Genomic DNA, 20,617 nt, shown 5'->3' with positions numbered 1-20,617 from the left:
CCGGCGTCTCCCCGGCTGCGGAAGCCGGGCAGCTCAGGCGGCGCGGGCGTTCCGGGTGCGCCGGCCGGTGCACTCGCGCACGGCCGAGATGACCCGGTCGACGTCGGCGTCGGACAGGGACTGGTGCATCGGCAGCAGCAGCGTCTTGTCCGCGGCGGCTTCGGCGCCGGGGAGGACCGCGTCGGAGCCGTACGCCGGGACCTGGTGCAGCAGCGGGTAGCGGAACGTCGTGTACACCCCGCGCTCGTAGAGGTCGCGGGCCACCTGGTCGCGGTTGCCGTCCTCGAACTGCAGCCAGTACATGTAGTACGACGACGTGTGCCCTTCGGGCAGGGGCGGCGGGACGCGCAGTCCGGGCACGCCGGCCAGCCCGGCGTCGTAGGCTTCGGCGACCTCGCGCCGCCGGTCGATGAACTCGCCCAGGCGGCTCAGCTGGACCGTGCCGACGGCGGCGAGCACGTCGTTCGTCGTGGAGCGGCGCGAAAACGACGTGACGTCGAAGTCCCACCAGCGGGTCTGGGCGCGCATCGCCTGGTCGTACCCGCTGCGCTGCTCCATGCCGAGGTAGGCGATCTTGGGGGCGCGCGCGGCCAGCTCCGGGTCGCGCACGCACAGCATGCCGCCGTCCACGGTGACCACGATCTTGCCGTGGTCGAAGCTCCACACGCCCATGTCGCCGAAGGTGCCGCACGCCTGGCCGTCCACAGTGGACGCGATGGCGACGGCGGCGTCCTCGATCAGGGAGATGCCGCGGTCGCGGCACAGCTCGGCGATTCGCGCCACCTCGCCCGGGTAACCGCCGTAGTGGAGGATCAGCACCGCCTTGGTGCGCTCGGTCAACACGGCCTCGACATCCTCGACGCGCGGGTTCAGCGTTGCTTCGTCGACGTCGCAGAACACCGGCACCGCGCCACGGGAAGCGATCGCGTTGCCCGCGCCCACGAAGCTCGGCGACGGCAACACGACCTCGTCGCCCGGCCCGACCTCCAGCAGCTCCATCGCGATGAACGTCGCCTCGGTGCAGGAGTTCGTCGACGTCACGTGCCCGGCGTCGACCCCGATGTGCCGTGCGAAAGCCGACTCGAACTCGTTCGTGCGGGCGCCACGGCCGATCCAGTTGCTCTCGAACACCTCCCGGACGGCCGCGAGCTCGCGCTCACCCAGCGCCGGCTGCATGACGTTGATCATCGGCTCCATCGGGACTCCTCGAGATGGCTGGATCACGGGCGGGTCCGGCCGGATCGCGAGGGCGATCCGGCCGGACCCAGGGTTTTCCGTTGTCGCGCCGGCCGTCAGGCCTGCGCGGCCTCCGCGGAGGCTTCCCCTTCCGCGGGGGCACCTTCCGGCGCGGCCTCCGGCGGCGGGCCCGTGGGCGGCGCCGGCGGGACCGGGATGTGCCGGAGGGTGGCGAAGGCCAGCGCGGCCAGCGCCACGAACACGACCGCGCAGATGCCCGCGGTGGTGTTCAGGGCGCCGGTGAACGCGTCGCCCGCCGCGGACAGCAGGTCCTGCGCGACGGCCGGCGGCTGCGAACCCGCCGCCAGCACCGCGCTGGAGATGCTCTCGCGGGTCGCGTCGGCGGCCGGGCCGGTGACGCTGGCCGGCACCGTCAGGTGGCTGTGGTAAGCCGCCGTCGCGATGCTGCCGAGCGCGGCGATGCCGAGCGCGACACCCAGCTCACCACCGGTCGACTGCAGCGAAGCCGCCGACCCCATCTTCTCGGGCGGAGCCGAGCCCATGACGACCTTGTTCACCAGGACGCCGATCGGGCTGCCGCCGATGAAGATGATGCACGAGCCGAGGATCAGCACGCCCACGCCCGAAGCCGTGTCGTACAGGCTCAGCACCAGCATGCCGGCCGCCGCGACGAGCATGCCCACCATCATGATGATGCCGGGCCGCACCTTCAGCGACAGCGGGTTGGTCACCTGGATGCCGATGACCATGATCACGGCCGGGATCAGCAGCAGCAGCGCGGACTTCAGGGCCGAGAAGCCCTCCACCTGCTGCAGGTGCTGGGTGACGAGCAGGCCCGTGCCGCCCTGGATCGCGGCGAACAGCAGGCCCAGGATCAGGCCACCCGAAACGGCCTTGATCGCGAACAGGCGGACGTCCAGCAGCGGGTTCGCCAGCTTGAGCTGCCGGACGACGAACACCACGCCGAACACGATGCCGGCCACGGCCACCAGGACCGGCGCGACCGCCCAGCCGGAGCGGACGACCTCCTTGAGGCCCCAGATGAAGGGCAGGATCGCCAGCAGGGACAGCAGCACGCTCACCAGGTCGAGCTTGCCCGCGTTGGGGTTCTTGAACTCGGGCAGCAGGATCGGCCCGAACACCAGCACCAGCACCATGATCGGCACCGCGAGCAGGAAGACCGAACCCCACCAGAACGAGGCCAGCAGCAGACCGCCGACCACCGGGCCGAGGGCGATACCGGCCATCATCGAGGTGGCCCAGACACCGATCGCGGCACCCATCTGCTTCGGGTGCTGGAACATGCCCATGATCAGCGCGAGCGTCGAGGGCATGATCGTCGCGCCCGCGATGCCGAGCAGGGCCCGGATGACGATCAGCGTCTCGGGGTTGGTCGAGAACGCCGCGATCGCCGAAAGGATGCCGAAGGCGGTGGCACCGACCACCAGGACCCTTCGCCTGCCTACCCGGTCACCGAGCGTGCCCATGGTCACCAGGAACCCGGCGATCAGGAAGCCGTAGATGTCGGTGATCCACAGCTGCTCGGTACTGCTCGCGCCCAGGTCTGCGCTCAGGTGCGGGAGCGCGAGGAACAGGACGTTGATGTCCATCATCGTCAACATCGTGGGGAGGGCGAGTATCGCCAGCCCCCACCATTCCCGCCGCCCGGCCAAGGGCGGCGCGCCGTTACCGGTCACTTATCATCATCCTCTCTCCAACAAAGCCGCCGGCCAACCGAGGGATCACAAAGGCCAGACGCACAGGGCGTTGTGACTTCGAGGTCGGTTCGTACGGTGAGTAACTGTCCCAGAGGCCGCTCGTCACGAGCATCTTCCGGAATGCGGTGCGACCCGCGCCGGGAACTGTCCGGCCGAACCGTGCGTTTCCCACTGTTTGCCCCCGGTGAAACAGGCTCTGACCTGCGGCCACGGATTCCCGTGGTGGGCCGGGCCGCGACGGCGGAATCGGGACTCAGATGTATGCGGTGTCCGGTTCCAAACCGCACAGAATACGACCGTACAATTCCGCGGCGGTGGTCGGGTTGATCAACGCGTGCAGGCTCGCGGCCTGCAGGTCGTGCAGGATGCCCTGGATCGGCACGTGCTGGTAGATCGACGCGCCGCCCGCGCCGGCCGCGAGGATGTCGACGGCTTCCTTGGCCAGCTTGCAGACCTCGCCGACGTCCGCCCGGTTGCGGGCCCGCTCCACGAGCGTCCACGGGACACCCTCGACGGCCTTCCGGTCCACGGTGGAGGTGATCCGGCGGGCGTGGAACTCGGCCTGGTCGATCTTCTGCGAGGCCTCGGCGACCTGCAGGTGGGTGACGGCGGCGTCCGACTGCTTCGAGTAGGCGGTGTACGCGATCCGGCGGCCCGGCAGCCATTCCAGGAAGTTCTCCTTCGCCGCGCGCGCCAGGCCGAGGAGGGTGCCGACAGTGCACGCGCCGGACACCGGCACCAGCGGCGCGCGGTAGATCGGGATCCGCGCGTTGCGCTCGGAGACCGTGTTGCCCTGCACGACGGTCGGCATCGGCAGCGCCCGCTCGGCCGGGACGAACACGTCCTGCGCGATCGTGGTGAGGCTGCCCGAGCCCTTGAGGCCGGTGGCGAACCAGTCGTCGACGACCTGCAGGTCCGCCATCGGGACCAGGGCCATCAGGGGGTACGGCTCGGAGCCGTCGCCCGGGTCGAGGATGGCGATGATCTCCTGCCAGTGCGCGTGCGGCGCGCCGCTGATGAAACTCCACTTGCCGTTGACGACGTAGCCGCCGGAGACCGTCTTCGCGAAGGCGGTGGGGCTGAGGGTCCCGCACACCCGGACGTTCGGGGTGGCGAACACCTCCTCCTGCACCTCCTCCGGGAACATGCAGACCATCCAGCCCGGGATCGAGTAGACCGAGGCGACCCACGACGCCGAGCCGTCTCCGCGGCCGAGCTGAGCGGCCACCTCCATCAGCGTGGTCGTGTCCGCCTCGTAGCCGCCGAACCGGGCGGGGACGCGGAGCTTGAAGATCCCGGCGTCGGCGAGGGCATCGATCGTCTCTTCGGTGAGGCGGCGGTCTTCGGCCGCCTTGGCCGCGTTGCTGCGCAGGAGCGGGACCAGGCCGGCCGCGCGTTCGACGAGCTGGGCGCGGGTCGGAAGGGGGGTGCTCGGCACCATGACCTCCACGGGATGACAAACGACGGAGGCCCGGCCGGGCGGCTCCGGGCGCAACAGGACGCCGCGCGCGTCCCGACGTTCGCACCCCCGTCCCGGCGGCCGCACCTCACGGGATGCGGCCGCCGGAGGCTGCGCAATCCGGAAGAGCCGGAAGCGCCGGAAGAGCCGGCAGGGCCGGAAGCGCCGCCGAAGAGGCCAAGCCGAAAGACGCGCCCCGGGCACCGGCCGTCCGACACTGGCGCCAAACCCGTCCTTGACCGGAGGATGCGCATGCGAGTCACCACCGACCGGCTGGCCGTGCCCGGCGCGAGCCTGCACTACGAGGTTCGCGGCGCCGGCCCGGCGCTGCTGATCATCCCCAGCGGCAACGGCGACGCCGCGCCCTTCGTCCCGCTGGCGGAGACCCTCTCCGACGAGTACACGGTGATCACCTACGACCGCCGGGGCTTCTCCCGCAGCCCGCTCGACGGCCCGGTCGGCGACGACCGGCTGGCCGACGACGCGCACGACATCGGCGCCCTGCTGCGGCACCTGGCCCCCGGACCGGCCGCGGTGTTCGGGTCGAGCTCCGGGGCCATCGTCGCGCTCGCCACCCTCGAACGGCACCCCGACCTGGTGCACACGGTCGTCGCGCACGAGCCGCCGCTCGCGTCGGTGCTGCCGGACGCCGAACAGTGGCTCGGGTTCTACGCCGAGCTGTACGAGACCTACCAGCGCGAAGGCGTGGACGCCGCGCGCAAGGCGTTCCGCTCGGGCATGGGCATGGACACCACGACGAAACCGCCGCGGCGCACCGAACTGCCGCCGGACGAGCTCGCCGAGATGCTCGGCCGGATCCGCCGCAACCACGTGTTCTGGTTCGAGCACGAGCTGCGCCCCTACCCGGCCTACCGCCCGAACCTGCGGCTGCTGAAGTCCTTTTCGGACAAACTGGTGCTGGCGGGCGACGACACGGCCCCCGACCGCTTCCCGTACCTGCCCAACACGGTGCTCGCCGAGCACACCGGCAACCCGATCGTGCACCTGCCCGGCGGGCACGTCGGCTACGTCACCCAGCCCGACGAGTTCGCCGTGGCGCTGCGGGAGATCATCCGTCAGGACAGCCGGTTACCCCGGTGAGGGTCAGGCGGCGTCTTCGTGCAGCCGGAGCAGGGTGTACGCCGAAACCGTCGTGTTGTCGCGGATCCCGCCGGCGCGGATCAGGGCCTCGAACTCCGCGCGCGGGCACCACCGGTGCCGCATGTCCTGCTCCTCGTGCTCGCGGTCGGGTTCGCCCTGGACGAGGTCCGTCGCCAGGAACACGGTGCACATCTGGCCGCTGGCGCCGTGCCAGGCGGCCAGCCTGCCGATCGGCACCATCGAGCCCGCGCGCAACCCGGTCTCCTCGGCCAGCTCGCGGTGCGCCAGTTCGAGCGGGTCTCCGTCGCGGCGGCCGGGGAAGCAGCCCTGCGGGAACTCCCAGTACCGCGCGGAAATCGGGTACCGGTACTGGTCGACGAGGTGGAAACCGCCGCGCTCGGCGGCGATCACCACGGCGAAGTCGGGCCGGTCGATCACGGAGTAGACGCCGTGTGAACCGTCGGGGCGCTCGATGCCGTCCTCGCGGACGCTCAGCCACGCGTTTTCGTACACCTGCCGGGTGGAGATCTGCCGGATCACCGGGAGATCGGCGGCGTCAGCCATGGCCTCACGATAGGCGCCGCCGGACGGACGGCGCTTCTCTGGCGGTGCTCCACAAGCAACAGAGGAGACGCGGGCGGCGGCGGCCCGCGCGGACCATGGTCGCTGGGGAGACCGGCGGTCCGGCCGGCCACCGGCAGGACCGGTCCGCCGTGTCCGGCGCGTTCGCCCCCGACGAGTTCGTGCAGGACCCGCGCTCGGTGCCGCAGTCGGCCCGCGAGCCGGCCCCGGAGGCATTATCACTTGATTGGAGACGCGAATGCGTTTTCTGCCCGACAAGGACCAGCTCCGAGTGGCGGTGATCGGATTCGGCTATGTCGGCTCGTGCATCGCCGCGACACTGGCCGACCGGGGGTTCGACGTGGTCGGCGTCGACACCGATCCCCGGCTGGTCGGCGAACTCGCCCGCGGCCACTGCCGGTTCGCCGAAGACGGTCTCGCCGAACTGATCTTCCGCGGCCTCGCCGACGGGCACCTGCGCGTGACCACCGACATCGCCGAGGCCGGTACCGCCGACGTCGTGCTGATCTCGGTCGGCACCCCCGTGCGCGAGGACGGCTCCCTCGCCGAGGAGCAGCTGCGCGGCGCCTGCCGGGCGCTGAGCGAGCACCTGCGGCCGGGTCAGCTGATCGTGCTCAAGAGCACCGTGCCCCCGGGCACCACCCGCGGCATCGTGCTGCCGCTGCTGGAGGAGAGTGGCCTGACCGGCGGCGTCGACTTCGGACTGGCGTTCACCCCCGAACGGCTCGCCGAGGGCACCGCCCTGCGTGAGCTGCGGACCTTCCCGATCGTCGCCGGCGGGCTCGGCGCGGACAGCGAAGCCGCCGCGGAGGCGTTCTGGCAGCGCGCGCTCGGGGTCGAGGTGATCCCCCGCGACTCACTGGAAGCGGCCGAGATCGTCAAGCTGGCCAGCAACTGGTGGATCGACCTGAACATCGCGCTGGCGAACGAGCTCGCGAAGTTCTGCGCGCTCTACGGCGTCGACGTGCTCGACGTGATCACCGCGGCGAACACGATCCCCAAGGGCGCGGGCAACGTGAACATCCTGCTCCCCAGCGTGGGCGTCGGCGGCTCGTGCCTGACCAAGGACCCCTGGATGGTGTGGCGCTCGGCCGACCGGCTCGGGCTGCAGATCCGGACCGCCCCGGCCGGGCGCGAGGTCAACGCCGGGATGCCGGAGTACACCGCGCAGCTGGCCGTCGACGAGCTGGTGCGCCAGGGCAAGAACCCCACCGGCAGCAAGGTGGCCGTGCTGGGCCTGGCGTTCAAGAACGACACCGGGGACCTGCGGGCCACCCCGACCGTCGGCGCGGTGAAGACACTCGCCAAGGCGGGGCTGACCGTGTCCGTGTACGACCCGCTGGTCGACGCGGACGCGGCCGAGGAGCTGTTCGGCGTCCGGCCGGCCGCCACGCTCGAAGAGGCCGTGCGGGACGCGGACTGCCTGGCGATCCTCGCCCTGCACCGCGACTTCCACGACCTCGACTTCGCCGCCCTGCCGGTCGCGGAGAACTGCCTGGTCCTCGACGGCCGGGCCTACTACCCCAAGGAAAAGATCGCCGAGCTGCGTGCCGCCGGCTACGTCTACCGCGGCATCGGCCGTGGGGACGCGATTCCCGGCCCGGACGAAGGCGCGCAGCGGATCTGGACGGAGACCGGACGATGAGCACCCACCCCGCCCGCCACGCCGTCGTCACCGGTGGCACCGGTTTCGTCGGCTCGCACCTGGTCGAGCGCCTGGTCGACCGCGGCGACCGCGTCACCGTCCTGGACGCGGTGGCGTCGCGCTTCCCGGTCGAGGGCGTCCGGTACGTCACCGGCGACCTGCGGGACGCCGCGAAGCTGGCGAGCGTGATCCGGCCCGGCGTCGACGTCGTCTACCACCTCGCCGCGGTCGTCGGCGTCGACCAGTACCTGGCGCGCCCGCTGGACGTGATCGACATCAACTACGCCGCCACCCGGTCCGTCCTCGACCTCTCGCTCGAAGCGGGCGCGAAGGTCGTGCTGGCCAGCACCAGCGAGGTGTTCGGCAAGAACCCGGCGGTGCCGTGGGACGAGGACGGCGACCGCGTGCTCGGCGGCACGTCGCACGACCGGTGGTCCTACTCCTCCAGCAAGGCCCTGGCCGAGCACCTGACCTTCGCCTTCGCCCGCCAGCGCGGACTCGATGCGACGATCGTGCGCTACTTCAACGTCTACGGCCCGCGCCAGCGGCCCGCCTACATCGTCAGCCGGTCCATCCACCGCGCACTCAACCGGCGGTCGCTGGTGGTCTACGACGAGGGCAGGCAGACCCGCTGCTTCACCTTCGTCGACGACGCGATCGAGGGCACCCTGCGCGCCGCGGACCACCCGGGATCGACGGGCCAGGCGTTCAACATCGGCAGCATGGTGGAGACCACCGTCGGCGAGGTCGTCCGGCTGATCGGCGAGATCACCGGCGCGACCGCCGTCGTCGACGTCGACACCGGCGAGAAGCTCGGTGCGTCGTACCAGGACCTGCCGCGGCGGGTGCCCAACAACGCCAAGGCGCAGGCCATCCTCGGCTGGCGGCCCGAAACCGCGCTGCGCGACGGCCTGGTGAAGACCGTCGAGTGGGCGCGCGGGGCGGACTGGTGGCTCGGCCAGGACGACAGCGGCGCGGAGTGAGGATGCCATGACCACGAACAGTGAGGGCCAGTCCATGAGTACGAAGTGTCGGGTGTGCGGCGGCCAGGTCGCGGAGTTCGTCGACCTGGGCAACCAGCCGACGGCGAACGGCTTCCTGCTCCCCCACGAGGTGGACGGCGAATTCCGCTTCCGCCTCGCGGTCGGGGCCTGCGAGAGCTGCACCATGGTGCAGCTGATGGAGGAGGTGCCGCAGGAGCTGCGCTACCACGCCGGCTACCGGTACCAGGCCTCCGGTTCGGCGGGCCACCGCAAGCACTTCCGGGCCGACGCCGAGTGGTTCCTCGCCAACGAGCTCACCGGGGGCGACCCGTTCATCGTCGAGATCGGCTGCAACGACGGCGTGATGCTGTCGGCGATCGCCGAGGCGGGGGTCCGGCACCTGGGCGTCGAGCCGTCCGGGAACGTCGCGGAGCTGGCCAGGGCCAAGGGCGTGCAGGTCCTCTCGGCGTTCTTCGACGAGGAGACCGCGACCGCCGTCCGCGGCGCGCACGGTGCCGCGGACGTCATCTTCGGCGCCAACACCATCTGCCACATCGCGCACGTCGAATCGCTGTTCCGCGGCATCGACGCGCTGCTGTCCGACGACGGCATCTTCGTGTTCGAGGAGCCCTACCTCGGCACGATCATCGACGGCATGGCGTTCGACCAGATCTACGACGAGCACGTGTTCTACTTCAGCGCGGGTTCGGTGCGCCGGATGGCCGAGCGGTTCGGTTTCGAACTCGTCCACGCCGAGCACATCGCCATGCACGGTGGCGAAGTCCGCTACACCATCGCCCGCCCGGGCGCGCGGACGACGTCGGCCGCGCTGGACGCGCTCCTCGCCGAGGAGGAGGCGGGCAAGCTTTCGGAGCCACTGACGTTCGCCCGGTTCGGCCGGAACGTGGAGCGCATCCGCGACGACCTCGTCGGGCTGCTCACCCACCTGCGGGCCGAGGGCAAGACCGTCGTCGGGTACGGCGCGCCGGGCAAGAGCTCGACGGTGACCACGTACTGCGGGATCACGACCGACCTGATCCCGTTCGTCGTCGACTCGACGCCGGGCAAGCAGGGCCACCTGCTGCCGGGCTCGCACCTGCCGGTGAAGCCGCCGTCGGCGTTCTCGGACGACTACCCGGACTACGCGGTGCTGTTCGCGTGGAACCACGCGGCCGAGATCATGGCCAACGAACAGGCCTTCCGCGCGGCCGGCGGCAAGTGGATCCGCTTCGTCCCGGAGGTCGAGGTGCTCTGACGCCCGACCGCGAAGGCCCCGCCGAGTCCGCTCGGCGGGGCCTTTTCGTCGCCGTGCTCGTTGCCGCACGAAGAAAGGAAGCCGCCGTCCCGATGCGGGACGACGGCTTCCGGGTGGTGCAGGGGGGTCAGCGGCGGTGCTGGACGATCAGCTTCTCCAGGTCCGGGATCACGTCGCTGGGGGACGGCATCGCCAGCCAGTCGTCGTGCAGGGCCGCCGCCGCGTGGCGGTAGCACTGGTCCGTGGCCACCGACCAGACCAGGTCGCGGATCTCCTCGACCGTGGTGGCGCGGTGGTCGAGGCGGACGCCGGCGCCGGTCGAGATGACGAAGTCCGACACCACGGTGGACTCGACCTTCTTCGCCGGCAGCTCCCAGTGCGAGGTGGCCGCGTCGGGCTCGCCCTCTTCGCGCTCGTCGAACTCCCAGCCGAGGCGGTAGGTGCCGGTCTTGTTCACGTCGCCGTCCTCGACCAGGCGCATCAGCAGCGACACGCCCTCGACGTCGCAGACCAGCTGCGGGACCTTGTGCGCCACCGCCGACGAGTACGTGCCGATGCCGCCGTGGTGGATCAGCGCCGAGCAGGTCGGGAGCAGGTGCGGCAGGTTGACCCAGTCGATGACCTTGACGTTCGGCGGGATCTCCTCGACGTCGGCCAGCTGCGCCTTGTCCAGCGTCGCCACGATCTCGAGGTCGTCGAGCTCGCCGAGGGCCTTGATGATCTTCGGCGCGCGGTCCCAGTCGCCCTTGATGAACCGGCGGGTGGACTCCCCCAGCGACAGCGCGACGCGGCGGCGGTTCTTGCGGCCGCAGCACTCACAGCGCGTCGCCTCGGGACGCTGGTAGAGCCACTTCGGGAACGGCGCCGGGTCGACGTACGGGACGTGCCGCATCGGCAGCTTCTTCGTGCTGGTGGGCAGCCGCAGGCCTTCCAGCATGGTCTCGATGCTCCACTGCCCGACGAGCAGCTCGTCGTCGACCTCGTAGCCGTACTTCTCGGCCAGCGGCCGGATCAGCGTGGCCAGCGGGTTCGGGTCGAGGCCGGCCGCCTTGAGGGCGGACTCGTTCTCGGCGAGCCGGTCCAGGCTCCAGCCGAACATGTCGTGCCCGATCAGCAGCCGCGTGTGCGCCGCGCCGCAGACCTTCGCCGCGACCGCGGCGGCCGGGATGGTGGCGTCCCACGAGATCAGGTCCGGCTTCCAGACCTTCGCGAACTCGATCAGGTCATCGGCCTCGGAGCGGTCGAGCCGCACGTAGTCCGACGTCGGCTGCATCAGCCACTGGTAGAACACGATCCAGTGCTCGCGGCCCTCGGGCGACAGGCCCATCACGTCGGCGTAGCGGTTCACGATGTCCTGGTGGTGCGGCGGGGCGCAGTTGTCGGTGAGCCGCACCGGCGGCTGGTCCGGGTCGCCGAGCAGCACCGGGGTCAGGCCCGTCTTGGTGATCAGGTCCGCCGAGCTGTGGTGCGCGGCGATGCGGACCTCGTGGCCGGCGCTCTGCAACGCCCAGGCGAGCGGGACCACCGGGTAGAGGTGCGCCAGTGAGTTCGGATAGACCGTGAACAGGACTCGCATCGAATCTCCTCGACTCCGGATGAGGTGTCGTCGTCGGTGGGAAGTCAGGCGCATCCGGGGCGGCTCGGGCCGGCCGCGGTCCGCACGCGCCGCGGAACACCGTGACGACGGCACGCGCGACGCCGTTCCGGCGCGGAAATCCTGACTACAGCGAGGATCGTCGCCCGGCCCGCGGCGGCGCATCTCCCGCCGTGCGGTGGGCCCGTGCGCAGTGCAAACGAGGAGACGCAGTGCCGCGGCACCGCGCCGATACTTGGCGTCTGCCCACCGGAATCCGGCCGGATCGCGCGCCGTCGTGGAGGACGCATGAGTACGTTCAGTTTCCTGGACGAGAAGACGATCGCCTACGTGGTCAGTTCGTGCACGCCACCCGACGCGGTGGTGAGCAGCCTGATCGAGGACACCGCGAAGGTCGGCGAACTCGCCGAGATGCTGACGCCGATCGAACAGGCCGGCTTCCTGCACCTGATCGCGAAGCTGGTCGCGCCGAAGACGGTCGTCGACGTCGGGACGTTCACCGGACTGTCCTCTTTGGCCTTCGCGCGCGGGCTCGCCCCGGGCGGTCGCGTGATCACCTGCGACGTCACCGAGGACTGGGTCGGCATCGCCCGCAAGCACTGGGAGATGGCCGGCGTCGCCGACCGGATCGAGTTCAAGCTCGGCCCCGGTCGCAAGACCCTGCCCGGCCTGGTCGGCGAAGGCGAAGCGGACCTCGTGTTCATCGACGCCGACAAGACGTCCTACCCGTACTACATCGACGCGGTGACGCCGATGCTGCGCTCGGGCGGCCTGCTGATCCTCGACAACGTGCTGCTGCACGGCAGCGTCGCGGCGCCCGAAGACGTCGAAGAGGACCTTCCGCGCTACGCCGCCGAAGTCGTCGCCGGGGTCAACGCCAAGCTCGCCGTGGACGAGCGGTTCGAAACCGTGATGCTGCCCATCGCCGACGGCGTCACGCTCGCCCGCAAGAAGTGAACGGACAGGGGGAAGTGGCCATGAGCGAAAACCCGGACGGCCCCGGCCCGGCCGAGGCGAGCCGTCCGGCCCGGCCGCTGACCGGTGCCGAGTACATCGAGAGCCTGCGCGACGACCGCGAGGTCTACATCAACGGCGAGCGCGTCAAGGACGTCACGGAGCACCCGGCGTTCCGCAACCCGATCCGGATGACCGCGCGCCTGTACGACGCGTTGCACGACCCGAAGTACAAGGACGTGCTCACCGCGCCGACCGACACCGGCAGCGGCGGCTACACCCACCGGTTCTTCCGCACCCCGCACAGCGTCGAGGACATGATCGCCGACCAGAAGGCGATCGCGACGTGGGCGCGCATGAGCTACGGCTGGATGGGCCGCAGCCCGGACTACAAGGCGTCGTTCCTCGGCACCCTGGGCGCGAACTCCGAGTTCTACGCGCCGTTCGAGGAGAACGCCAAGCGCTGGTACAAGGAGTCGCAGGAGAAGGTCCTGTACTGGAACCACGCGCTGGTGCACCCGCCGGTCGACCGCAAGCGGCCGCCGGACGAGGTCCGCGATGTCTTCGTGCACGTGGAAAAGGAGACGGACTCGGGCCTGATCGTCAGCGGCGCCAAGGTCGTCGCGACCGGGTCGGCGCTGACGCACTACAACTTCATCGCCCACTACGGCCTGCCGATCAAGCGCCGCGAGTTCGCGCTCGTGGCCACAATCCCCATGGACGCCAAGGGGATGAAGCTGATCTGCCGCCCGTCGTACACGGCGATGGCGAACTCGGTCGGCTCGCCGTTCGACTACCCGCTGTCCTCGCGGCTGGACGAGAACGACACGATCCTGGTGCTGGACAAGGTCCTCATCCCGTGGGAGAACGTCTTCATCTACGGGGATCTCGGCAAGGTGCAGACGTTCACCGGGCAGTCCGGGTTCATCGAGCGCTCCACCTTCCAGGGCTGCACGCGGCTGGCGGTGAAGCTCGAGTTCATCGCGGGGCTGCTGGCCAAGGCGCTCGAGATCACCGGCACCGAGGACTTCCGCGGCGTGCAGACCCGCCTCGGCGAGGTTCTGGCGTGGCGCAACCTGTTCTGGGGTCTCTCGGACGCCGCGGCACGCAACCCGGTGCCGTGGCGGGACGGCGCCCTGCTGCCGAACCCGGCGTACGGCCAGGCCTACCGCTGGTTCACGCAGGTCGGCTACGCGCGGATCCGCGAGATCGTGCTGCAGGACGTCGCGAGCGCGCTGATCTACATCAACTCCAGCGCCGAGGACTTCAAGAACCCCGAAATCCGCTCCTACCTCGACACCTACGTCCGCGGGTCGAACGGCATCGACGCCGTGACCCGCGTCAAGGTGATGAAGCTGCTGTGGGACTCGGTGGGCACGGAGTTCGGCGGGCGGCACGAGCTCTACGAGCGCAACTACGCCGGCAGCCACGAGAACACCCGCATCGAACTGCTGTTCGGCCAGGTCGCCTCCGGGCAGGTCGACGACTACAAGCGGTTCGTCGACACCTGTCTCAACGAGTACGACCTCGACGGCTGGACCGTGCCGGACATGCACCGGTGACTGTGCCGTTCGTTCCTGATCCGGCCACGGCCGAATGGCTTCTGGCCGGATCGGGAACTGGGCAAGACGCGAGGTGTCCGTGGCCGGGGACGCAACGAAGATGAAGCCGGGGAACGAGGGCCGGCGACCGCGGCCGTCCTGGGGTACCGCGGCGGTTCGGCCGAGAAGAACTTTGAGGAGTGAGTGATGTCCGTAGAAGACGCCCCTCGCGTGCCGCTCGAGGCGACGGATCTGACCAATCCGCCGCAGCTGCTCGCCAAGCTCGGCACCGACAGCCCGATCCACAAGGTGTCGATGCCCGACGGCATGCCGGCGTGGCTCGTCACCGGCTACCGCGAAGCGCGGCGGGCCCTGTCCGACCCCCGCCTCGCGCGCAGCGACAAGGTCGCCGACCCGACGCTCAAGCCGTACCTGGCGCTCTACAACGACGACTTCTTCCGCCACTCCATGGTCTTCAACGACCGGCCGGACCACACGCGGATGAAGAAGCTCGTGTCGCAGGCGTTCACCCCGCGGTACATGGAGAACCTGCGCCCGCGGGTGCAGGAGATCACCGACCGCCTGCTGGACGCCGTCGCCGCGGCCGGCACCGCGGAGGTCGTCGAGGACCTCGCCATCCCGCTGCCCAACGAGGTCATCTGCGAGTGGTTCGGCGTCCCGATGTCGGACCGCGCGGAGTTCCGCGAGTACTGCTCGATCGTCACCGGGCTCGGCGAGGTCACCGACCAGAACGACATCTTCCAGGCCGGCCGCTGGTTCGACGACTACCTGACGAAGCTGATCTCGCAGCGCAAGGAGACCGGCGGCGAGGACATGATCTCGGCGATCCTGTCCGGCCAGGAGGGCAACGCGACCCTGTCGGACATCGAGCTGCGGTCCAACATCTTCCTGATGCTGATCGGCTCGGTCGAGACGGCGGTCAACATGATCGCCAACGGCATCCTCGCGCTGCTGCGCAACCCGGAGCAGCTGGCCGCGCTGCGGGCGAACCCGGACCTGGTGCCCAAGGCGATCGAAGAGATCCTGCGCGTCGACCCGCCGGTGGTCACGGTGACCTACCACTTCGCCAAGGCCGAGGTCACCATCGGCGACGTCGTCGTGCAGCCGGGCGAGCACGTGGCCATCTCCCTGACGGCGACGAACTACGACGCGCGGGACTTCCCGGACCCCGGCAAGTTCGACCTGGAGCGGCAGACCCCGCACCTGGCCTTCAGCCACGGCATCCACTTCTGCCTCGGCGCGCCGCTGGCCCGGCTGGAGGGCGAGATCTTCTTCAAGAGCCTGCTGGCCCGGTTCTCGGACATCCAGCTGGCGATCCCGGACGCCGACCTCGGCTGGAAGCCCAGCTACTTCGTCCACCGCCTCAACGAGCTCCCGATCCGCTTCACGGAGACCTCCGCCGCCGCGGCGGCTTAGGTTCTCCCCCGAGCCCCGGGTCCGGTCCGCCGGCCCCGGGGCTCTTTCGTGCCCGGGGACCGGCGGGTGGGCCGCCGCACGCGGGTGGCGGGCCCGGCCGGGGTGGCGGCGGCCGGGGTGGGGTGGGCACAGGAAAGAGCCGCCTCGCGCCAGTGGCGCGAGGCGGCTCCGGAGTCCCCCAGGTCAGGCCGCGGCGCGGCGTTCCCGCTCGGTGACCGCCGCGTAGTAGCGGGCGATCGCCTTGTACGACTCCTTCGGCTCGATGCGGTACGTCGAGAAGTGGTCGAAGTAGTCGTCGCGGATGGACTTCGTGATCGTCATGCTGGCCGCGTCGAGGTCCCACTGCGGGTCCGGCGAGTGCGGGTGCGTCGGGTGGACGAACTCCGTCACCGCGACGCTGTAGATGCCGAACTCGTCGTACAGGCGCAGCCGGTCCAGGTGGAAGTCCGCCTGGGCCTGCTCGTCGCGGACGAAGCCGTCGAACACGCGGGGCGGCTCCACCGTGCGGTCCACGATGTCGAAGCCCAGCAGGCCCTTCTCCGCCGCGCCGGCGTAGGTGAACGTGCCGTACTCGGCGATCATGATCGGCTTGTTCCACTTGCGGTACGCGTCGAGTTCGGCGATGTACGCCGACCGGCTCGGCTTCGCGTGGTAGTAGTCCGTGATGCCGATGTAGTCGAACGGCGTCCAGTCGACCCGCTCGAACGAGCCCGCCGAGTAGGTGATGCCGCCGCCGAAGTTCGCCCGCGCGACCACCACCGCCTGGCCCAGGAACGCGTTGAGCTTGCGCTCGACGTCGTCGTGGTCGATCGGGCCGACCGGACGCAGGAAGTGGTGGTCGGAGTCGGGGAAGGCGTTGCCCATCCGGTTGTGGTAGAACTCGCCGGGCATGATCCCCATGGTCTGGATCGCGTGCGTGCACCCGACGCTGACGTGGATGTCCGCGCCGTGGGCGCGGAACTTCTCGCCCAGCGCGGCGGTCTTCCCGATGTGCTCCAGCACGTCCGGCTGCTCGCCGTCCATCAGGCGCGGCTGCAGCCACACGTGCAGGCCGCGCTCGACGGCGTAGGCCGTCGTCGCCTCGAGGCGGTCGAACAGCGTGCCGTAGATCGTGACGGAGTTCGCCTTCAGGCCGTCGGCGATCGAGTCGATCTCCGTGCGCATGACGGTGTCGTCCCACACCATGCGCGAGTTGTGGCCTTGGCCCGTCTCGTGGTTGGACCCGCAGTCGTAGGCGACCCCGCGGTAGGTGAGACCTCTTCCCTGCGGCGCGAGGATCTCTCCTTCTTCTCTTGCCATGTTCCCACTCCTTGCCCGGGACGGCGGTGCTACGCCGCCCGCCTGCGCTGCTCGAAGATGTCGTTGATCCCGGTGAGTCCCGAGAGCATGGTCGCGAAGTCGGTCTCCCGCGGCCGCAGCTTCTTCGGGTCGATCTGCTGCTGGGCCTTGTCCCAGTAGTCCTCCTTGTTCTTCGTGCGGTCGTAGAAGAACCGCACGAAGTCCAGCACCGAGTCGAGGAAGGTCCGGTAGCTGTCCTCGTACAGGTCGAGCAGCTCCTGCGCGACCGACGGGTCCCGCAGCGCTCCGTCGACGGCGTCGGCCAGTGCCCGCGCCCCGCGCAGGGCCAGCGTGACGCCGGTGGACAGCAGCGGGTCGACGAACGCGGCGGCGTCGCCGACCAGCGCCCAGCCCGGGCCGTGGAAGCGCTTGGCCGTGTAGGACCAGTCCTTGATGTTGCGGAACCCGCTCGCCCGGGTCGCGCCCTTGACCAGGGTGCTGACCTCTTCGGTCTTGCCGAGCTCCTCGAAGTACAGCTCCTCCAGCGACTTGCCGGACTTCTGGTACTCCTCCAGCGGCGTCACGTAGCCGACGCTGACCGTGCCGTCGTGGAGCGGGATGAACCAGAACCAGCCGGTGGGGCGGTTCTCCGAGATGATGTCGCCGGCCTTGGTGCCGCTGTAGAGGTTGCAGCCCTGCCAGTACGTCCAGGTGGCGATGTTGCGCAGGTCGTCGTGCCAGACGACGGAGTCGAAGTGCTTGGCCAGCAGGTGGGTCTGGCCCGAGGCGTCGATCACGAACTTCGCGTGCGCCTCCTTCGTCTCCTTGCTGCCCTTCTCGGCGTAGGAGACGCCGACCATGCGCTCGCCGTCGAAGAGGGGCTCGCGGACGGTGACCTCTTCGAGCACCTTCGCGCCCAGCTCACGGGCCCGGCCCAGCACGAGCGCGTCGAAGTCGGCGCGGCGGACCTGGTAGGCGTAGTCGTAGAGGGCCGACTCGGTGAACCGGAAACCCCAGGTGCCCTGGTTCTTGCCCCACAGCAGCGTGCCACCGTACTTCTTGGTGAAGCCCATGGCGTCCAGGCGCTTGAGCAGGCCCAGATCGTCCAAAGTGGGCAGGGCGCCGGTGATCAGGGACTCGCCGATGTGGTAGCGCGGAAACTTCTCACGCTCGAGCACCAGCACCTTGTGCCCCATGCCGGCCAGCAGCCCGGCCGTCGCCGCGCCACCCGGTCCCCCGCCGATGACGACGACGTCGTAATCCTCTTCAGTTGCGCTCATGTGCGCCTTCCTCCTCGAGATCGCCGCTACTGGTGCATTCGGGGGTCCAGGGGGCTTGCCCCCGGCTGGGCTCCGGGGCTCGGCCCCGCGAGACACCGTGCGTCAAAGTGCCCACAGTGGACGGTTGGGGTCGGCCAGGCCGGACGCGAGGATCCCGCGGTAGTCCTCGATCATCCGGATCGTCGTCTCCCGGTCGAACTGCTCGGTGTTGTAGCGGGCGGTGCCGGCGATCTCGCCGTCGGCCAGGATGTCGAGCGCCCACAGCACCCCGTTGGGGATGTCCGAGGTGTCCTGGCAGGCCTTGGTGCGCTTGCGGACTTCGGCGTACTCGACGTCGCCGACGGTCTCGGCGTCGGTCATGCCCGGGAACTGGAGGACCTGGATCGCGCAGACGGCGTTGTCGTCCCGCTCGTAGGTCTTGTTGATCTCCGGCGCCTGCGCGACGACCTCGCTGAACGGCAGCTCGTGCGCGTAGGCCTCCAGGCAGGTCGCCCGGATCCGCAGCACCAGTTCGGAGAAGGTGCGGCAGCCCTCGATGTCGGTCCGGAGCGGGACCAGGTTGAAGAACGGCCCGACGGTTTCGAGGAACGACTGGTCGGTGCGGCCGGAGGTGATGATCGGCACGACCAGGTCGGTGGCACCCGACTTCCGCGCCAGCAGCGCGTTGAAGGCGGCCAGCAGGACCATGAACGGCGAGCAGTGCATCACCCGCGCGAGCTCGATCGTGCCCCGCGTCAGCTCCGTGTCGAGCAGGAACCGCTCGACCGCGTAGACGGCCGCGGTGTCCGGGGCGAGCGTGCGGTCGGCCTTGATGTCGAGCATGCGCCCGCCGCGCAGCTTGCCGCCCCAGTATTCGCGCGACGCCTGGGACTGGGCAGTGGCCAGGTCGTCGATCTGCCACACGGAGAACTCCCCGTACTGGCGGGCCTCCGGCAGGACGGGCACCTCGAACCCGCGGCGCCGCGCGTAGCAGACGGCCAGTTCGTGGATCAGCACGTGCAGGGACCAGCCGTCACCTGCCGTGTGGTGCACGATGAGCACCAGCACCCCGTCGCGGTCGTCGAAGCGGCCGAGCTCGGCGCGCAGGTGCGGCAGCACGTCGGCGCCGAGCCGGCCCGCCTCGATCGTGTTGACGAAGTCGTCGACCTGCTCGTCGCGCGGTCGTCCGTCGTCGGTGATGTCGTGCACCACCAGCTCCGGCGAGCAGGGCGGGTGCACGCGCTGGTACTGCTCGCCCCCGTCGCGGACGATTTCCGTGCGCAGGATCTCGTGCCGCTCGACGACGTCGTCGAGCGCGCCCCGCAGCGCGGCCAGGTCCAGTTCGCCGCGCACCCGCCAGCCGTGGATCACCAGGTGCCGCGGCCCGAACGCGCCGTCCGTCTCCCCCTTGTCGAAGATGCACAGCAGACCGAGGTTGGCCGACAGCGGGTAGCGGCCGGCCGTGGCGCCGGCCTCGGAGATGCTCATCGCGGGTTCCCTTCGTAACGGCGCGAGCGGGCGGGGGTCAGGAGTGGTCGCGCTGGCGCTCGGCGGCCTGGTACAGCGCGGTGATGTTGCCGCTGCCGAACCCACGGGCCCCGAGCCGCTCGATCAGCTCCAGGAAGATCGTGTTCCGGGGGTGCACGGACCGGGCGAAGATCTGGTACAGCTGTCCGTCGTGGTCCTCGTCGACGAGGACCTGCTGGTCGCGCAGGTTCGCCACCGAGTACTGCTCCGGCGCCACGCGCTGCAGCAGGTCCGTGTAGTAGGAGTCGGGGGTGCCCATGAACTCGACACCCCGGTCGCGCAGCTGGTCGACCGCCTCGATGATCCCGTTGGCGGAGAAGGCGATGTGCTGCACGCCCGCGCCGCCGTGGTCCTTGAGGAAGTCGTCGATGTGGCCGGGCTCCTTCGAGGTGTCCGGCTCGATCAGGGTGAACGTGACGCTGCCGGACTTGCTCTGGACGACCTTCGTGGTCATCGCCTGCGACCCGACCGCGATGGTCTCGTTGAAGATCAGCTCGAAGCCCAGCACGGTCCGGTAGAACTCGACCGTGGGGTCGAGGAGCCCGTTCTCCACGCACACCGCGAAGTGGTCGATCTCCAGCAGGGCACCCGGTTCTTCGGCGTTCGCCACGATCGGCGCGGGCCGGCCGCCGGGGTACTCGACGAAGGTGTGCAGCGTGTCGCCGAAGCCCATGATGCTGGCCGTGACCACGCCGCCGGCGCTGGTCGGCGCGGCGACCGGGCGGGCGCCACGGGCGACGGCCGCCTCGAAAGCCGCCTTCGCGTCGCTCACCCGCAACGCGATGTCCGAGACGCCGAAGCCGTGGTGGTCGACGTAGGCGCTGCCGGGGTGGTCCTCGACCAGGGGCTCGCTGAAGACGAACCGGACGTCGTTCGCGCCGATCTCGACCGAGCGGACCGCGGCCCAGTCCGGCCCTGCGTCACCCAGGGGCCGCTCACCGAGCCCATACCCGCCTACCAGCCAGTCCCGCGCCGTGTCGAGGCTGCCGACGTAGAAACGGACGTAGTCCAGCTCGAGGCCGTCGAGCGCCGACGGATTCAAGGTGGCCATGGAAACCTTCTTTCCTCTGTGACGGGAGAGCGCGGT

At 70.1% G+C, this 20,617-nt stretch carries 16 protein-coding genes; 7 read left to right on the top strand and 9 right to left on the bottom strand.

Annotated elements, in window-relative coordinates:
* Positions 1 to 33: 33 nt before the first annotated feature.
* The 3 genes from ACLJQE_RS27210 to ACLJQE_RS27200 form a co-directional block, all read right to left on the bottom strand.
* Complete coding sequence (locus tag ACLJQE_RS27210; protein WP_410642220.1) at positions 34 to 1,197, bottom strand: DegT/DnrJ/EryC1/StrS family aminotransferase; 1,164 nt, start codon at positions 1,195 to 1,197, stop codon at positions 34 to 36.
* 95 nt (positions 1,198 to 1,292) lie between these two features.
* Complete coding sequence (locus ACLJQE_RS27205) at positions 1,293 to 2,810, bottom strand: MFS transporter (RefSeq protein WP_410642218.1); 1,518 nt, start codon at positions 2,808 to 2,810, stop codon at positions 1,293 to 1,295.
* A 358-nt stretch (positions 2,811 to 3,168) separates the two neighbouring features.
* On the bottom strand, positions 3,169 to 4,353 hold the full coding sequence (locus tag ACLJQE_RS27200) for an acyl-CoA dehydrogenase family protein (protein WP_410642216.1): 1,185 nt from the start codon (positions 4,351 to 4,353) through the stop codon (positions 3,169 to 3,171).
* Between the two features lie 273 nt (positions 4,354 to 4,626).
* Between ACLJQE_RS27200 and ACLJQE_RS27195 the strand changes: the two genes are divergently transcribed.
* Positions 4,627 to 5,475, top strand: a complete 849-nt coding sequence (locus ACLJQE_RS27195) for an alpha/beta fold hydrolase (RefSeq protein ID WP_410642214.1) — start codon at positions 4,627 to 4,629, stop codon at positions 5,473 to 5,475.
* Between the two features lie 3 nt (positions 5,476 to 5,478).
* Here ACLJQE_RS27195 and ACLJQE_RS27190 read toward each other — a convergent pair whose 3' ends face one another.
* Complete coding sequence (locus tag ACLJQE_RS27190) at positions 5,479 to 6,039, bottom strand: NUDIX domain-containing protein (RefSeq protein WP_410642212.1); 561 nt, start codon at positions 6,037 to 6,039, stop codon at positions 5,479 to 5,481.
* A 256-nt stretch (positions 6,040 to 6,295) separates the two neighbouring features.
* On the opposite strand from ACLJQE_RS27190, the gene ACLJQE_RS27185 reads away from it, so the two are divergent.
* Genes ACLJQE_RS27185 through ACLJQE_RS27175 form a run of 3 tightly spaced genes read left to right on the top strand, consistent with a single transcriptional unit; the run spans position 6,296 to position 9,940 of the window.
* The gene (locus tag ACLJQE_RS27185) at positions 6,296 to 7,702 is read left to right on the top strand and encodes a nucleotide sugar dehydrogenase (RefSeq protein WP_410642211.1); all 1,407 of its coding nucleotides are present in this window, start codon (positions 6,296 to 6,298) and stop codon (positions 7,700 to 7,702) included.
* On the top strand, positions 7,699 to 8,685 hold the full coding sequence (locus tag ACLJQE_RS27180; protein ID WP_410642210.1) for an NAD-dependent epimerase/dehydratase family protein: 987 nt from the start codon (positions 7,699 to 7,701) through the stop codon (positions 8,683 to 8,685). The genes ACLJQE_RS27185 and ACLJQE_RS27180 overlap by 4 nt, the downstream gene beginning before the upstream one ends.
* Positions 8,686 to 8,719: 34 nt before the next feature.
* Complete coding sequence (locus tag ACLJQE_RS27175) at positions 8,720 to 9,940, top strand: methyltransferase domain-containing protein (RefSeq protein WP_410642209.1); 1,221 nt, start codon at positions 8,720 to 8,722, stop codon at positions 9,938 to 9,940.
* Positions 9,941 to 10,067: 127 nt separating this feature from the next.
* Here the strand turns inward: ACLJQE_RS27175 and ACLJQE_RS27170 are convergent, their stop codons facing one another.
* Complete coding sequence (locus ACLJQE_RS27170; protein ID WP_410642208.1) at positions 10,068 to 11,516, bottom strand: nucleotide disphospho-sugar-binding domain-containing protein; 1,449 nt, start codon at positions 11,514 to 11,516, stop codon at positions 10,068 to 10,070.
* A 306-nt stretch (positions 11,517 to 11,822) separates the two neighbouring features.
* Between ACLJQE_RS27170 and ACLJQE_RS27165 the strand changes: the two genes are divergently transcribed.
* The 3 genes from ACLJQE_RS27165 (at position 11,823) to ACLJQE_RS27155 (ending at position 15,466) form a co-directional block, all read left to right on the top strand.
* Positions 11,823 to 12,491: an O-methyltransferase gene (locus tag ACLJQE_RS27165; RefSeq protein ID WP_410642207.1), complete on the top strand. Its 669-nt coding sequence runs from the start codon at positions 11,823 to 11,825 to the stop codon at positions 12,489 to 12,491.
* Positions 12,492 to 12,511: 20 nt separating this feature from the next.
* Positions 12,512 to 14,050 carry a 4-hydroxyphenylacetate 3-hydroxylase family protein gene (locus ACLJQE_RS27160; RefSeq protein WP_410642205.1) on the top strand — a complete coding sequence of 513 codons (1,539 nt, stop codon included), beginning with the start codon at positions 12,512 to 12,514 and terminating at the stop codon, positions 14,048 to 14,050.
* Between the two features lie 186 nt (positions 14,051 to 14,236).
* A complete protein-coding gene (locus tag ACLJQE_RS27155) occupies positions 14,237 to 15,466 on the top strand; it encodes a cytochrome P450 family protein (protein ID WP_410642204.1) in 1,230 nt (409 codons plus the stop codon).
* 183 nt (positions 15,467 to 15,649) lie between these two features.
* On the opposite strand, the gene ACLJQE_RS27150 is transcribed toward ACLJQE_RS27155, so the two are convergent.
* From ACLJQE_RS27150 to hppD, 4 genes are all read right to left on the bottom strand, one after another.
* Positions 15,650 to 16,765, bottom strand: coding sequence for a hypothetical protein (locus tag ACLJQE_RS27150; protein ID WP_410642203.1), 1,116 nt, complete (start codon positions 16,763 to 16,765; stop codon positions 15,650 to 15,652).
* 29 nt (positions 16,766 to 16,794) lie between these two features.
* On the bottom strand, positions 16,795 to 18,024 hold the full coding sequence (locus tag ACLJQE_RS27145) for an NAD(P)/FAD-dependent oxidoreductase (protein ID WP_410642202.1): 1,230 nt from the start codon (positions 18,022 to 18,024) through the stop codon (positions 16,795 to 16,797).
* Positions 18,025 to 18,126: 102 nt separating this feature from the next.
* Positions 18,127 to 19,491 (bottom strand): condensation domain-containing protein, encoded by a 1,365-nt coding sequence (locus ACLJQE_RS27140; RefSeq protein WP_410642201.1) that lies wholly within the window; start codon positions 19,489 to 19,491, stop codon positions 18,127 to 18,129.
* 37 nt (positions 19,492 to 19,528) lie between these two features.
* Entirely contained in the window at positions 19,529 to 20,581 is a 1,053-nt protein-coding gene (gene hppD, locus ACLJQE_RS27135) for a 4-hydroxyphenylpyruvate dioxygenase (RefSeq protein WP_410642199.1), read from the bottom strand.
* Positions 20,582 to 20,617: the final 36 nt, after the last annotated feature.

It is taken from the genome of Amycolatopsis sp. lyj-346, from assembly GCF_046548975.1.
GTDB lineage: Bacteria > Actinomycetota > Actinomycetes > Mycobacteriales > Pseudonocardiaceae > Amycolatopsis.
Note: the sequence above shows the minus strand (reverse complement) of the source record. Positions and strands in the feature narration are given on the sequence as shown.

Excerpts from the sequence above, each read along its gene's own strand:
- ACLJQE_RS27170 (WP_410642208.1), bottom strand. The coding sequence starts at position 11,516 with ATGCGAGTCCTGTTCACGGTCTATCCGAACTCACTGGCGCACCTCTAC.
- ACLJQE_RS27190 (WP_410642212.1), bottom strand. The coding sequence starts at position 6,039 with ATGGCTGACGCCGCCGATCTCCCGGTGATCCGGCAGATCTCCACCCGG.
- hppD (WP_410642199.1), bottom strand. The coding sequence starts at position 20,581 with ATGGCCACCTTGAATCCGTCGGCGCTCGACGGCCTCGAGCTGGACTAC.
- ACLJQE_RS27140 (WP_410642201.1), bottom strand. The coding sequence starts at position 19,491 with ATGAGCATCTCCGAGGCCGGCGCCACGGCCGGCCGCTACCCGCTGTCG.
- ACLJQE_RS27180 (WP_410642210.1), top strand. The coding sequence starts at position 7,699 with ATGAGCACCCACCCCGCCCGCCACGCCGTCGTCACCGGTGGCACCGGT.
- ACLJQE_RS27210 (WP_410642220.1), bottom strand. The coding sequence starts at position 1,197 with ATGGAGCCGATGATCAACGTCATGCAGCCGGCGCTGGGTGAGCGCGAG.
- ACLJQE_RS27195 (WP_410642214.1), top strand. The coding sequence starts at position 4,627 with ATGCGAGTCACCACCGACCGGCTGGCCGTGCCCGGCGCGAGCCTGCAC.
- ACLJQE_RS27185 (WP_410642211.1), top strand. The coding sequence starts at position 6,296 with ATGCGTTTTCTGCCCGACAAGGACCAGCTCCGAGTGGCGGTGATCGGA.
- ACLJQE_RS27150 (WP_410642203.1), bottom strand. The coding sequence starts at position 16,765 with ATGGCAAGAGAAGAAGGAGAGATCCTCGCGCCGCAGGGAAGAGGTCTC.
- ACLJQE_RS27155 (WP_410642204.1), top strand. The coding sequence starts at position 14,237 with ATGTCCGTAGAAGACGCCCCTCGCGTGCCGCTCGAGGCGACGGATCTG.
- ACLJQE_RS27175 (WP_410642209.1), top strand. The coding sequence starts at position 8,720 with ATGAGTACGAAGTGTCGGGTGTGCGGCGGCCAGGTCGCGGAGTTCGTC.
- ACLJQE_RS27165 (WP_410642207.1), top strand. The coding sequence starts at position 11,823 with ATGAGTACGTTCAGTTTCCTGGACGAGAAGACGATCGCCTACGTGGTC.
- ACLJQE_RS27145 (WP_410642202.1), bottom strand. The coding sequence starts at position 18,024 with ATGAGCGCAACTGAAGAGGATTACGACGTCGTCGTCATCGGCGGGGGA.
- ACLJQE_RS27205 (WP_410642218.1), bottom strand. The coding sequence starts at position 2,810 with ATGATGGACATCAACGTCCTGTTCCTCGCGCTCCCGCACCTGAGCGCA.
- ACLJQE_RS27160 (WP_410642205.1), top strand. The coding sequence starts at position 12,512 with ATGAGCGAAAACCCGGACGGCCCCGGCCCGGCCGAGGCGAGCCGTCCG.